The sequence below is a fragment of the Tsuneonella amylolytica genome, from assembly GCF_003626915.1.
In the GTDB taxonomy this organism is placed as follows: Bacteria; Pseudomonadota; Alphaproteobacteria; order Sphingomonadales; family Sphingomonadaceae; genus Tsuneonella; species Tsuneonella amylolytica.
This window is the reverse complement of record NZ_CP032570.1, coordinates 1,861,320-1,874,921: the sequence shown is the minus strand read 5'-3', so window position 1 is coordinate 1,874,921 and position 13,602 is coordinate 1,861,320. Positions and strand designations below refer to the sequence as shown.

The 13,602-nt window shown below is 62.6% G+C and carries 12 protein-coding genes; 4 read left to right on the top strand and 8 right to left on the bottom strand.

The genetic code is table 11. The annotated features are described in order from the left end of the window. Nucleotides 1–2: 2 nt before the first annotated feature. A complete protein-coding gene (locus D4766_RS09200) occupies nt 3–1,574 on the bottom strand; it encodes an MDR family MFS transporter (RefSeq protein WP_120717194.1) in 1,572 nt (523 codons plus the stop codon). Then, entirely contained in the window at nt 1,571–2,698 is a 1,128-nt protein-coding gene (locus D4766_RS09195) for an HlyD family secretion protein (RefSeq protein ID WP_120717193.1), read from the bottom strand. The genes D4766_RS09200 and D4766_RS09195 overlap by 4 nt, the downstream gene beginning before the upstream one ends. 146 nt (nt 2,699–2,844) lie before the next feature. Here D4766_RS09195 and D4766_RS14225 point away from each other — a divergent pair, with 146 nt between their 5' ends. From D4766_RS14225 to D4766_RS14220, 3 genes are all read left to right on the top strand, one after another. Further along, nucleotides 2,845–3,315 carry a MarR family winged helix-turn-helix transcriptional regulator gene (locus D4766_RS14225; RefSeq protein ID WP_120717192.1) on the top strand — a complete coding sequence of 157 codons (471 nt, stop codon included), beginning with the start codon at nt 2,845–2,847 and terminating at the stop codon, nt 3,313–3,315. Between the two features lie 4 nt (nt 3,316–3,319). Then, the gene (locus tag D4766_RS09185; RefSeq protein ID WP_120717191.1) at nt 3,320–4,906 is read left to right on the top strand and encodes an ABC1 kinase family protein; all 1,587 of its coding nucleotides are present in this window, start codon (nt 3,320–3,322) and stop codon (nt 4,904–4,906) included. A gap of 317 nt (nt 4,907–5,223) precedes the next feature. Then, the gene (locus tag D4766_RS14220) at nt 5,224–5,397 is read left to right on the top strand and encodes an excalibur calcium-binding domain-containing protein (RefSeq protein ID WP_407701511.1); all 174 of its coding nucleotides are present in this window, start codon (nt 5,224–5,226) and stop codon (nt 5,395–5,397) included. 6 nt (nt 5,398–5,403) lie between these two features. Here D4766_RS14220 and mobF read toward each other — a convergent pair whose 3' ends face one another. From mobF to D4766_RS09160, 4 genes are all read right to left on the bottom strand, one after another. Further along, nucleotides 5,404–8,313: a MobF family relaxase gene (gene mobF, locus D4766_RS09175; RefSeq protein WP_120717189.1), complete on the bottom strand. Its 2,910-nt coding sequence runs from the start codon at nt 8,311–8,313 to the stop codon at nt 5,404–5,406. A 44-nt stretch (nt 8,314–8,357) separates the two neighbouring features. After that, nucleotides 8,358–10,691 carry a type IV secretion system DNA-binding domain-containing protein gene (locus D4766_RS09170; protein ID WP_120717188.1) on the bottom strand — a complete coding sequence of 778 codons (2,334 nt, stop codon included), beginning with the start codon at nt 10,689–10,691 and terminating at the stop codon, nt 8,358–8,360. Next, entirely contained in the window at nt 10,681–11,010 is a 330-nt protein-coding gene (locus D4766_RS09165; protein ID WP_120718150.1) for a hypothetical protein, read from the bottom strand. Before D4766_RS09165 ends, D4766_RS09170 begins: the two co-directional genes overlap by 11 nt. Nucleotides 11,011–11,690: 680 nt before the next feature. After that, nucleotides 11,691–11,912, bottom strand: coding sequence for a hypothetical protein (locus D4766_RS09160; RefSeq protein ID WP_120717187.1), 222 nt, complete (start codon nt 11,910–11,912; stop codon nt 11,691–11,693). 349 nt (nt 11,913–12,261) lie between these two features. On the opposite strand from D4766_RS09160, the gene D4766_RS09155 reads away from it, so the two are divergent. After that, nucleotides 12,262–12,528, top strand: a complete 267-nt coding sequence (locus tag D4766_RS09155) for a DUF6437 family protein (RefSeq protein WP_120717186.1) — start codon at nt 12,262–12,264, stop codon at nt 12,526–12,528. A 69-nt stretch (nt 12,529–12,597) separates the two neighbouring features. Here D4766_RS09155 and D4766_RS09150 read toward each other — a convergent pair whose 3' ends face one another. After that, a complete protein-coding gene (locus tag D4766_RS09150) occupies nt 12,598–12,996 on the bottom strand; it encodes a single-stranded DNA-binding protein (RefSeq protein ID WP_120717185.1) in 399 nt (132 codons plus the stop codon). A 269-nt stretch (nt 12,997–13,265) separates the two neighbouring features. Next, nucleotides 13,266–13,538: a hypothetical protein gene (locus tag D4766_RS09145; protein ID WP_120717184.1), complete on the bottom strand. Its 273-nt coding sequence runs from the start codon at nt 13,536–13,538 to the stop codon at nt 13,266–13,268. Nucleotides 13,539–13,602 lie beyond the last annotated feature (64 nt).

Here is a 13,602-nt window from a genome sequence, read left to right as displayed (position 1 = left end):
GCTCAGTGCATCGAAAGGGAGACATTTTTCGGGAGCGGCTTGAGGAACAGGGCAAGCGGGACCGTCGCGAGTGTGAGAAGTCCCATCACCAGAAAGACGTCATTGTAGGTCATGATGAACGCTTCGCGCTGGAGAGTGCCGCCGAGTGCCGCCATCGCTCGTTCCATATCGCCCAGGCTTCGCGCCAGTCCGTCGAGATAGGTCTGCAGCGAAACGCTGTTCGCATTCAGCGTTTCTTCCATGCGCCTCGTATGGTGCCAAATTCGCTGGTCCTGGAACGAAGCGAGGGCCGAAAGGGCGAATGATCCGCCAAGATTGCGGGCCGCGTTGAAAATGCCCGAGGCATCGCCCGCGTCTTCCTTGGCCACCGACGCAACCGTTGCCTGATTCAGGAACATCATCGCAAGTATCATTCCGGCCCCGCGGATAAGCTGACTTTCAGTGAAGACAGCGCCGCCGGATTCGGCAGTCAGACTCGTGCTGACAAAGCAGCTGATCGCCATCAGCAGCATTCCGGTGCCGACGGCAATGCGGATGTCCACCTTGCGGATCATCAGGGGCAGAACCGGCATGAGGAGAAAGGCCGGGACACCCATCCAGAAGATGACCAGTCCCGTCTGAAAAGCATTAAAGTCAGAGATGATCGCCAGAAACTGCGGAATGACATAGGTCGAACCATACATCACCATGCCCAGGGCGAGCGCCATGATCGCGACGCTGGCGAACTGTCGATTGAGCAGAAGCCGAAGTTTCAAGACCGGCTTGCTTGCTTTCACTTGTCCGTAAATCAAACAGGCAAAGCCGATAATGGTCACCACCGTTAGCCAGCGAATGAGTGAGGACTCGAACCATTCCTCATGGTGCCCTTCCTCGAGTACAACAGTCAGACCGCCCAGTCCGAGGATCAGCCCGAGAATGCCAGCCCAATCGGCGTCCGTGAGATATTCCCACTTGGGCTTCTCGTGAGGCAGCCCGATAAACAGCAGGAGCAGCAGGATTGCGCAGACTGGCACATTGACGAAAAAGGCATAGTGCCAGCTCAGGTTCTCGGTCAGCCAGCCGCCGATCAATGGCCCCATCACGGGGCCAAGAACCACAGTCATGCCGAACAGGGCCATTCCGATTGGCTGTTGGTGCGGCGGCAATCGTTTAGCCACAATAGTCATTGCGGTCGGAATGAGGACACCGCCCGTGAAGCCCTGGCCCGTGCGGCCGATGATCATGGTAGTAAGGTCGGTGGCAACCCCGCATAGCACCGAAAAAGCGGTGAACGCGCTGACCGCTATAATGAGAAGGGTTCGCAGACCGAACAGCCGTTCCAGCCAGGCGCTCAGCGGAATGACGACGATTTCAGCGACAAGAAACGAAGTTGCGATCCAGGTTCCTTCTGTCCCGCTGGCCCCGATCTCGCCCTGAATGACCGGAAGAGCCGAATTGACGATCGAGATGTCCAGCGTCGCGAGCATGGCGCCAAGCGCGCCCGCGGCCACAGCGACCCAGGCAGTCACGTCTGCGTTCTTTCGGCCCCCGGCCGGCCCGATCGAAGTGTCCTGCGCTGCCAGTATCTCGGTCATTGAGTCCGACTCGAGATCTCTTCCAATTCGCCGGCAGCATTCCGGGTGTCGACCGTAGCCACTACCGACATGCCGGGAACGAGCAGACGCCGCACTTCAGGGGGAGCATCGATAGCGATGCGGACGGGTATCCGTTGAACGATCTTGGTAAAGTTGCCGGTGGCATTTTCGGGGGGGAGGATGGAAAATTCCGCGCCCGTTCCCGGCGATATGCTGTCCACTTGTCCCGCGATCTCAAGGTCGGGTAGGGCGTCAACTTCGAGCCTGACGCTTTGGCCAGCCCGGATCAGGCCGACCTGCGTTTCCTTGAAGTTTGCCGTCACGTAGATCGCCCTCACCGGAACCACCGTCATCAAACGTTGACCCGGTTGCACGAACTGGCCCACCCTCACCGAGAGATCGCCGACGCGGCCGGCCTTGCTGGCGCGCAGCAAGGTCGATTCAACCGTAAGGTCGGCTGTTTCCAGCTGAGCGCGAGCAGCGTCTGCCTGCGCCTGGGTCTGGTTGATCTGCTCGAACAGGGTCCCTCGGCGCGCGGTCGCGGCAGCCACCGCCGCCTGCGCGGCGACGAGTTCGGCCCGCGCTTGCCGCGCCTGCGCCTCATACTGGTCTAGCTTTTCCCGCGGTTCGGCTCCTGTCGCGGCAAGGGGCCGATATCGCGCCACCTGGTCGTTCGCGAGGTCCAGTGCTGCGCGCGCGGCGGCGAGTTGGCCCCGCGCCTGGCGAATGGCTGCATCCTGTTCGGCTACCTGAGAACGGATTGTGTCGGCACCGGCCAGGGTCGCAGCGATCTGTGCGCGCGCCTGTTGCGCTTGCGCCTGATAATCCCGCAGATCCAGCTGTACGAGGGCTCCGCCGCGAGCAACCTGCTCGTTCTCCCCCACGAAGACCTCTTCGACGTATCCCGCTACCTTGGAAGAGATAACGACGCTGTCGGCAGCGACATAGGCGTTATCGGTCGACTGCATGTACTGTCCGTAGGTTACGTGCCGGTAGTACCACCAGATCCCGCCAAGCAGCACGGCAAGACCAACGATGATTAGCACGATGCGCAAGCCACGCCGCGATTGCGGTTTCGTTGGGGTTGTGCCCTCCTGCTCCGGTTGGTTGGAGTTATCGGTCATCTGACTCTTTCGGCAGCCTCAGTAAAAGGTGAACGCGTCTCGCGCCCTATGAGCCGTGAGTCAGATAGTAAAGGCATTTAGCAGTTTGCATTTGGGCATCCGAGGCTATCCGACTACACAGCGCTGTGGATGAAAAACCAGATACCATGTCACGGTCTCAGCGTCGGCAGAAGGTCATCACCGATGATGACCGCATTCTCTATCTTATGGACGAGATCAGTCGCGGCGCGCGCAGAGTGTACGATGCGAGGGTCGCCAGGATCGGTCTCAATCAGACACAGTGGAGGATCATCGGACAACTTCTTCGCGATCCTGCTCTTACGCAGGCTGAAATCGCCAAGAAACTGGAACTGGAATCGGCGACCATCGGCCAGGCGGTTGCAGGTCTTTGCGCACGCGGGCTGATGAAAAGGCTTCGAGCTGAGACGGATCGGCGAGCGTGGCAGCTCATCCTCACGGAGCGGCTTGACGATCTGCTGCCCGAACTGAGAGGCTCCGCGGATAGGCTTCATGGTCTGCTTTGGCGCGACATTGCCGCCGACGAGAAGCAAACGTTGCAGCAGATTCTTGCAAGGGTATCGGAAAATCTGGACCAACTCCGGGCCGAGGCTGAGTAAAATCATGGCATCGCCCCCGGAAAAGCCTATCAGCAGCATCGCTCGCGCCGCGGAGATCGGCCAAATCCTAATGAGGCACGGCGCGAAGAATCTCGCCGGAGCCCTCGGATTTATTCCCTCTTCGAGCAATGTCATCGATCCTCGCGAATTTCGTCCGGCTGCAGTTGTGGCGTTCCTCCGTGACATCGGGCCAGTCGGCATAAAGCTGGGGCAACTCCTCGCCACCCGAAGCGATCTGTTTACCGAACACTGGATCACGGCATTCTCAACCCTGCACGATCAGGTGTCGTCAGTGCCCTTCGCAGATATCGAGCCCGTACTTGCTTCAAGCTGGGGTGAGGACTGGCGGAGCGACTTTGCGCAGTTCGACGAAAAGCCTTTGGCCTCTGCCTCCATAGCGCAAACCTATTCCGCCAGACTGCGGGACGGAAGCGAGGTCATCGTGAAGGTTCGGCGGCCAGGCACTGCCGCTCGGATGGAGGCTGATGTGCGCCTCCTTATACGCCTTGCCGGGATCGTGGAAGCACGGTCGCCGGACATCGCGCGTTACCGGCCAGTCGAGTTTCTGCGGACCTTCGGCCGCAATCTTGCCTGGGAGATGGACCTCGCTGCGGAATCCCGAGCCTGCGAGCGGATCGGCGCATATCTCGATACCATCGGCGTCAGGACCCCGGCCATCCATTGGGAACTGACCGGGCTGCGGGTGAACGTTCAGGAACGCCTGTACGGCAGGCCCGCGTCTTCGCTGGGCAGCCCATCGGGCGACCCGCGGGTGGCGGCTTTCGCTAAAAGCTATGCCAACGCTGTCCTGCGGATGATCATCCTGAACGGCGAATTTCACGGCGACCCCCATCCCGGTAACGTCTTCATGATCGGCGAGCAGGATGTCGGCTTCATCGACTTTGGATCGGTCGGGACGCTCACCAAGGCCAGGCGCGACGAGATCGTCCGCCTCGTGCTTGCGATCGCTGGTGAGGAAACCAGCGATGTCGCGAATGTCCTGCTCGCATGGGCGGGGGAGCCGAAGGTGGATCGCGATGCGCTCGCGGTGGATCTGGATCAGTTGATCGGAGAGTTCAGGGGGACCGTGCTATCTGGCATCGAGTTCTCGCAGATTTTTTCCCGCGTTTTCGACCTGTTGCGGGATTATCGACTGGTTCTGCCACCTGATCTGGCCATTCTTCTGCGTACCTTGTTGACTGCAGAGGGCTTCGTCCGATCGCTGGCACCGGACTACAACATCGCCGAAGAGACCCGGCCGATCATGACGGAGCTTCTCGCCGAGCGGTTCTCGCTCGGCAGCGCTCGGTCGGGTTTGAAGAGACTTCGCGGTCAGCTGCTGGGTTTGTCGGCGTCCTTGCCCGACATACTTGCCACTGCGAACTCGATCGCAAAGTCAGGATATGTGCCGGTTCAGCTCGATCCGCTCAGTATCGAGCAGCTCACTGGACTTCGCAATGAGCGTCAGTCCTTGAAAGGCCCTCTAGCTGCCGCATTGATCATAGCTAGCGCGTTGCTTGTCGATCAATCCTGGCTTCTGGCTGGCGGCGCGCTTGTGATTGCTGGGGTGGTGCTCATCCGAAAGTCATAATGAAGGAGCAACTTAATTCGTGCACGGTCACGATACGGCAAAGCCGAACTTAACGAGGATTTCATGCGCCTCACTTCAGCGACCAAGACGCATCGCGAAGAAAATTTTTCGACCTATTGCGATTGAAGGCTTATTTTCCTCAATCAGACGAAACTTTGGAACGGCAGCTTTCAGGCGTGTCCTCGCCTGACTTTATGGCCGCTATTGGGGCGCAATCCGGACGTTTGGTGCACACCGCCGAGCGCGCAAGTCGTGGCGCACTCCGGAGGTCTTGCGGCCAATGGCTGCTACAACGACCGCAAGAATGGCGGCCGGCATTGTCATCTGGGGCAGAGCTCCGCGCAACCGGCCAGTCCTCAGCGCGCAGGCGGCGAGGTGTACTACCCGAACTGCACCGCCGCGCGGAAGGCCGACGCCGCCCGGTCCGGCGGGGGCAGCCCGGCTACGGGAGCCACCTCGATCGCGACAATGATGGCACAGACTGCGAGTAGCCGCGCCTAAATCCCGATATCGATTGCCCGGGTCTTTTCGCGAGACAGTTCACGCTCGGTATCGCGCCCCGGCTGCTCGCCAAGGCCCTTCGACACTCCGATAGCAGCGGCATTTCGCAGGCGCTCGATCACCTCCAGCGCCGAAGCTTTCTCGCCCTTGTTGCGTGCCACCGCGCCTGCCAGCTTCGCCGCGCTGTCTACCACCAGCGTCAGATGATCGCGCAGACGCGTCGCGGTCACCAGAAACGTCTGCTGGTTCGAGAGATTGCGCTCGCGGCTGTCCATGACGGCGATGCCCCGGTCGGATGTCAGCCCCTGCGCCATGTGCGCGTTGAGCGCATAGGCGAGATCGATCCGCTTCAGCATCGGGTCTCCCTGCTTCAGCTGGAGCTGCTCGCCCTTCGAGGTCTCGACCGTCAACCGACCCCGCTCGATTGAAACGACCTTGGCGCGGTCGGCATTGAGCAGTCCGCGCTGGTGATCGTTGCGCGTCCAGCGGATCTGGTCGCTACGGTGAATTTCGAGCTCGCGCCGTTCGAACAGCACCAGATTGCCGTCCTTGTCGGCCTTCTGCATCCGGGCTGGCCTAAACGCATGCTGCCGGCCGCGCTCGTCCTCAAGCCGAACGATGCCTTTCGCCTCATCGATGCCGCAGACAGCATACTCGCCGCGCTTGAGCCCCAAGGTACGCTCCGCCTTCGCGACCTCAAGCACCATGCCTGGCCGGTAGGCAGCTAGGTAACGCAATTCCTCGCGGGTGAAGTTCACGCGATCGAGCATGTCGAGTGCGATCTTCTCGGGGCCGATTTCTCCGTTCGCCTGCAGGCCGCGTTGGACCGCCTCGTTGACCGCAGAGCGAATGTTGCGGCCCGAGGCATAGATCGCTGTGTGCTTGCGCTCAGAGGGGGGAAGCGCGAGCCAGTGTTCCGCCGCGACGATCGCGCCCTCGCCCTCGGTTTCGACGGTGTGCTCCTTGAGATGGTCGAGCGCCGATCGCACAAGACCTGCCTGTGCGGCCGCCTGCGCCTGCCGGAGAACGGGGTCGCGGCCGCGCAGATTGGTGTTCATCTCTGCCTTGGCGATCCCGCCCTGCTGAAGCAGCGCGAACGGCTTTCCGGCATCGACCGCTCCGAGCTGCTTGCGATCGCCCATCAGGACCAGGCGGTGCACGCCGGCCAGGTTGGCGATGCGGAGCAGCTGTTCCTTGTCTGCGTTCGAGACCATCGAGGCCTCATCGAGCACCAGGATATAGTCCCTCAAGGCTGCCTTCGCCTCATTGTGACTAGGGCCATTTCCCGGCTCGTCGATCAGCTTGTCCCAGTCCTTGAGGAAGCGGGCGAGCGTCTGCGAACGAATGCCCGTGTCCCGCTCGAGCATCTGCACCAGCGTGTTCTGCACCGCGAGGCCGATCACCGGATGCCCTTCTTCGCGCAGCACTTCGGCCACCGGCTTCAGCACGCTCGACTTGCCGGCACCCGCGACGCCTTGGATGGCGATGGTGCGATCGGCCGACGACAGGATCAGCCGGGCGGCGCCGAGTTGTCCCTCGTTGAGCTTGAACCCGTGGTTGACCTGGGCCGACGCCTGGACGCGGCTGGTTGCCTCACTTTCCGCGATACCGGGCTCGATCGCGCCTTTGCCTTCGGCCGCCCAGGCAAGGATGCGCGTCTCGACTTCAACCGCCTCACGGCTCGTGACCCAGCCCCTGTGCTTGCCCGTCCCCTCCAGAAGATGGCCCGAGCGGACCAGTGAGCGGACGGCGGTTTCGACGTGGGAGATCGTCGTCGGCAGACCGAAGTCGAGCGCCGCCTTGTAAAGCGCTTCGCGCTCGAAGCCTGCCTCGCGCTGTGAGAGATGGCGCACGCCAGAGGCGACCGCCTGCGCCGCCGCGATGGCTTCGGGACCTTTCTTCAAGACATGGCTCGGCACCAGCGGGTCGCGCTCTTCGCCCGAAATGCGCGCGGCAAATTCCCGCAGGCGGGCGATACCGCGCTCGACCAGTGTGGCCGGCCGCGCGGCCTCCCTCTCCTGCGACGCCGCCCGCAGATGCGCGGATTCGACCAGCGGCTCGAGGTCAAGACCGATCTCCTTTGCCGCCTGATCCCAGCGAACGGCGAGCGCGCCGCGATCCTCGATCGCCTCCTTCGCTGAACGGGTCGCCAAGGCGGCAATCCGCCCGGCCTCCAGTCCCGAGCCACGGCGCGCATCGAGCACTTCCTGCCGCCGGGTGGAGAATGCCATCAGCTGTTCGCGGCCGATCCCCCGCGCCTCGAAATTGCCGTGCTTGAGCGCCGGACCGGTCTCGTAGCCGAGCTTCTCGACGCTCGTGCGAAACCGCGCCATCGCGATCGAATTGAGGAGCGTGTTCAGGGACCATAGCCGGTCGTTCTTGAGCGTGCGCCACACGCCGTCGGGGCCCCGAGTCACGTTGGCGACGACCGCATGAAAATGCAGATTGGGCTCCTGGTTGCGGTTGGTGTCGTGCTGGAACAGACCGATGGCAAGGTTGCCGGTGGCGACCGTGCGCACCTGCCCCTTCTCGACTAGCCTGGTTTCGGCAGCATTCTTTTCCGCCCAGGCGAGCGTCTCGATGACCGCTTCGCGGTAGGCTTCGACGATCCGCTCGTCCTTGCCGAGGAGAGCCAGCAGCGACCAGCTCTTGGGCAGCGAAAAGGTGAGGTCGGTGCCGGGCCGATGCCACTGGCCGTGATTGCCGACGTTCGATCCGTCGGGTAGCTCGCCGCGCAACAGCGCATCGAAGGCTTTGGTCTCGACGCGGCCCTTCAGGCCCAGCAGATCGGCGCCTTTGCCGATCCACTGGCCCGACCGGTCGGCATCGGCTCTGGCGTAGTAATTGTCAGCGGCGAAGTAGCTCGCGGCGGCCGACGGCGAGCGGACATTGGCGACAGAGAGCATTGGCGGCGGATCCCGTTTGGCCCCTCAAGCCTCCCGCCAGGCGATCAGATATCGGGCCCGATATCGCCCAGGTCGCGGTCCTGCTGTTCGCGCGCGGCGCCTCCGAGCAGCGCGCGCTGCTGATCCTCCTGTTGCCGGTGGTCGGCGCAGTTACGATCGCGTGCCGCATCCTGTGAGGTTTGCGGATCAGGGACATCCGGGCGCGACGGCTTGTCCGTCAGGCCGGCGGGTTCTCTTGGGCTCTCCCTGGCTTCGCCCAGCGGCAATTCGGATTGCGCGTGAGCACCGGTTTCCGGCCTGGAGCTAGACCTTGATGCAAGCCGCACGTCAATTGCCGGATCGGAGGGCAAGGACGCCTTGGCCGAGGCTTGCTTGCCGCTTCTTCCCGATTTCGGAGTGTCCGACTGCGCCGCGCGATTGCTCCGCGACGGTGCCTTCTGCGGTTCAACTGATGGGCGATCCTTGCGCGCCAGACGGCGCGGTTCGCCGCCCTCGTCGTCGCTCCCTGCGCGATGCTCCGCATTGCCCCGAGTATCAGAACGATCGCTGTCGCTGCGGTGGGCTGCGCCGGTTCGCGATGGCATCTCACGCGCGATGAACCCTTCGGCAAAACGGGGCCAATCGCGCGGGATCAGCGTGACCGGCGCTGCCGGGAATCCATCCGGAAACTTGATGAAGCCCGACAGGCTGGCAAGCTCCATGAACTCGTCGGGAAGGAGCAGCGGAACGACCTGTCGGCGGGGTGTCAGGCTGACCGCGTCGCGGGCGTTGTTATAGCCATAGCTGTAGCCTTCTTCCATTTCGCGGACCTCGCGGTGCCCAACGACATCGGAGCACCAGGTCGCGGTTTCACGGTCTGCCGTGGCAAGAATCAGCTTGGTTCTGGCGAGCGAGGACAGGGTCATCGCCATGTTCTCGCCGTAGACCTCCTTGAGCTTGGCGAAGGCATGCACGCCGGTGACGATTGCGCCGCCGAAGTTGCGCGCGGTCTGGAGGCCCTTTTCGAGCGACGGCAGGCGGTGCAGAGCCCCCAATTCGTCGATCAGGAACCACAGTTTGAGGTCGCGCGTGCGCCGCCCGGTCATCAACGTGTTGATCGCGGTATCGAGCCACAGCGTGAGCAACTGCGAGAGCACGCTCATGTCGACATAGCGCGCCGAAAGGAACAGCAGCGAGCCCGGTCCGCATGTCCCCCTGACCCACTTGCGGATCGAAAACGGCTCTCCGTCCGAGGGCAACATTTGCATCGCCTTGGCGTTGACGTTGAACACCGCCCGCACCGATTCCGCCATCTTGGCTGCGCTCGGCGTAGTGATCGGTCCCGCCATCGTGTCCTCGAGCAGCTTGTGCAGATCGGACAGGTCGGCGTTCATCAACTCGTCGGCGAGCGCCTGGTTGCTGCCCCGTCCTTCCGCGGCGAGTTTGATGCAGGTCTCGACGAACATGGTGCGCGCGGCAAGCACCCAGAACTGTTCCGAGCCGCCCCCGTCGTGGGGCACGAGCGATTCCGCGGCGGAATGGAATTCGGCGCGCGACGTGCAGTCGTTGAACACGCTCCACGCCGGGCAGCGGGCGTCGAGTGGGTTGAGAATGACGTCGCGATCCGCCTCGTAAAAGGTCTCGATAAAGGCCCCGGTGAGGTCGAATATCACCGCGCGCTCGCCCCGCTCGCGGATTTCGTCAACGAGATCGGTGAGCGCCACGGTCTTGCCGGTTCCGGTGGTCCCGACCAGCATCGCGTGGCTCTGCTCGCGTCGCCACGGCCAGCTCACGCCGGCGAGATGCGCGGGGGTATAGAGTCCCGCTTCGCGCAATGATGCGCGACCGGCCAGACGCCATGACCAACCCATTTCGCTGCCATATTCGCGCGCCCGCTCGCGGGCGTTGTGGCGGGCGATGTCGCGCTCCAGTTCGGGCAGCGTTGCGAGCGAAGAGCCGCGCACATGCTTCTTCTGTTTCGAGCGCTCGCCGAAGCGTTCGGCAATCCACCAGAAGGCGATGAACAGCGGGACGAGGACCAGGCTTGCAACCAAGAACGTACTTTGCAGGGCCTCCCCGAATGCGGCGACCGCGGCGCGCATCGGCGGGTACTGGGTGACGACCGACATGGGAAAGGCGGCGGTCTCGCCGTTGCCCAGTTTGAGGTGCACGAGCTTGGCGGGATCGAACTCCATGAAACCGTAGGCGGAGGCGTAGAGATGCATCCACAGGAGATAGGCCTCTTGCTCGCTGAGCGAGGATTGGACCTCCCACCAGCCAAGGCCGAGAATGACGAGCACGGTGACAAGCAGCGGTCCCTTGAGGCCCGCCGCAAACATGAAGCCGAAGTGGCCCAGCAGCTGGCTGCCGCGGGTGAAGTTGACGAGATTATGCTTCATGCTCGCCTCCCTTGCCGGAAGCCGGAATGAGACCGAGGCGCTCGAGGCGACGGTGATAGGCGGCGAGAGTGCGCTCCCTCAGAGACTCGTCGGAATGGTGGGTCAGCAGCGCGTCGAGCGCGACTGTGGCGAACACCCTCTGGCGCTCCGGATCGGCCCCGGTGGGGCGCAGAAGCGCATCGTTGTCACGGGTCCAGGCTGCGACCAGCAGGTCGCGCACGACGATGCTGACGCTGACCTGCCTGAGGCGCGCCTGGTCCCTAATCCAGTCCGCGATCAGTGGCGGAACATAGCTTTGCAGACTTTGATGACGTTGCACTTTTTCCAAGCTCCTTGAACGATAAGGAACCTGGTCCACCCTGCGGAAGGCGAGGATCAGACTAAATCACGGGCAGCCTGTAGGAAAACGGAAAGTTCGCCCATCTGTTCAAGGCTTTATGACAAAGTGATTTACCCGCAATTTGCGAATCCGCTTCATGCATCACCGGCAAATCAGTTGCTGCATCTCGCGAAATCAGGATTTATCCCATTGAAGAGACAATGAAACATCCGGCAGCACCGCTGCGTACGGTGTGCCCACTGTTCCCCATTGCGCGGCCAGTGCCAGTTGCCGAAGACGCTGTGTTTTTGAGGGCATTTGCCGCCTTTCGCCTAAGGAGCGTGAGCAATCCCTCGTCGGCGAGATTTCAGGCAGCAGGAAATGAGTTCGGCCCCGGCCCGACAAGAGATCGCACCTGCGAAAGAGGCGGCGGCAAAGGATCATGTGCGAAGCGGCCGGAACGGGGTCTGTCGTTTCGGCCCGCGCGCGCTGGTCCGACCCGCCGCCGGTTCGCAAGTGCGCGCGGGGCCCAGAACAAGAAGATCGCGCCCTCAGGAGCGCATTGCCAGATGCGCGGGACAGAGCGCGTCCACAGCCCCGCTCCGCATCCCCGAACCATCGTCCGGCGAGCATGAAAAAAGGGCGAAGAACCGTCGCCGGTTCCCGCCCTCTCTTCATCCTCAGAACTCGTCGAGCATTCCCCCGCGCACGGTGTGGACCACCCGGTTTGTCAGATGCGCCGGCAGGGCGTTGTAGTCGCCCTCGTCGAGCGCGAAGTAGCCTAGGGTCTCGTCCTCGACGATATGCTGATCGAAGTAGCTGTGCAGCGCGCGCCGTTCGGCAACCGCCAGTGCTTCGAAGTAGCTATCCGCGTTCGACGCGATTGGAGCAAGTGAAGCCATGATATCCTCCTGTTGTCTGTCCTTGAGACGACAGGAGGTCGGCCGATGGTCTTGCGGATCCCGGGTCCAGGATCGCCCTCCGGGCGACCGCGTCAGCGGCGGTGGGGGCAACGATTTTGTCGGACCGAAGCGAAGCGAAGGGGAGGCAAAATGGTGGGGCCCCGCCGTCCTTGACGCGGGAGCCGCAAGTCCATCACCATGGACGATCCGTGAGCCAGGACCATTCCCCACCTCTCGAATGAAGGGAGGGCCGATGAGAAGCGCAAAAAAACTCTTTCCTACACCCCGATGAGCCCGGCAGACTGAATGGTGGAGGCATCAAAGAGGGGACGAGGAAAGGACCCCACGAATGCCCACGAAGCGAAGCGCGGTCGATGCGCTCAGGAAGCTCGAAGCCGACCGGCAAGCTCTCGACGAGCGGCAACGCGAACTGGAAGAGAAAGCCGCTCTAGAGCTGGGGCAACTGATCCTCGGATCAGGTATCGAGGCGTTCTCGAGGAAGGGCCTCAAACAGGCCAGCGAGATGCTCGGCAAGCTCGGTGAAGCCGAAGCGCTCCGGCGGCTGAGAAGCGAACCGGCTGCATCCGGTCGCAACGGTACGCCCGCTGCTTCCTGAACAACACGAGAAGGAGCCCTGCCGCGCTTGCGGCAGAGCCCCTTCTCGGTCGCCGGTTAATCGATGACGTCAGTCGATCTCGGGCGCGTCGCGGTTGTCTCCGTCGCCATCCCTGGCGTTGCCGCGCGAGAGGAAGTCGACCTTGTCGGCGAGGATCTCGCAGCCGTAGCGCTTGACGCCATCCTGGTCTTCCCACTGGGTGTAGTGAAGCCGGCCCTGGACCGAGACGAGCTGGCCCTTGGTGCAGAACTGCCCGACGGTCTTGGAGAGGCCGTTGAAGCAGGTCACCCGGTGGAATTCGCTGTCCTTGGCGGTGTAGCCGTTTTCATCCTTGTAGGTCTTGCCGTCCTTGTCGCGCAGCGGTCGGTCGGTGACGACGGTGATGCCGGTGACGGAGGTTCCGCCCTTGGTCTCGCGGGATTCGGGATCGCGGGCGAGACGGCCGGTCAGGATTACGAGATTGGTCATGTGACTGGTCCTTCGGTGTGCCAAACCGGAAACCATTTCCGGCTTGCGAACAGCTGAAAGAAGCAGGGCATGGGAGGACTGCACCGCAGGGCGCGCCCGCGCCCAAGGGAAACGCCGTTTGCAAGGGGTGGTGCGGGCAGGCAGCGCAGCTGCCAACACGGCCCGAAGCAAAGGCGTTGCCGGCCTCAGCTGACCTGATTCAGGACTGTTCGCGAAAAAGCCGGATTGGGTTCGGGTGGCCTGGCGAAGGCGCACGCGGCGCCGCTCTCCTATCCGCCCTGCCCCTCACCCTCGCTAGCCGCCAGCAGGTCCATGAAATTGCGGGCCGCCTCCCGATCGTCAGCATCTTTGAGCGCCGCCTCAAGGTCAGGCGCAGAGCCAAGCATGTAAAGCAGCGCCCACAGGGCAAAGCGCTTGCCGCGGTCCTTTTCGAGGCCGAGATCTACCTGACAGCGCTCCAAACCCGAGGCCAGCACGTCGGGACTGACCTCCGATAGATCGGTGGATGAAAAGTAGCGTCGAAGCAGGTCATCGAGGTCCATAACGAAGACATAGCTCTATTTCACAGGGGACAGCGGCGTTGGTTCGCGACGGGATTGATCGTCG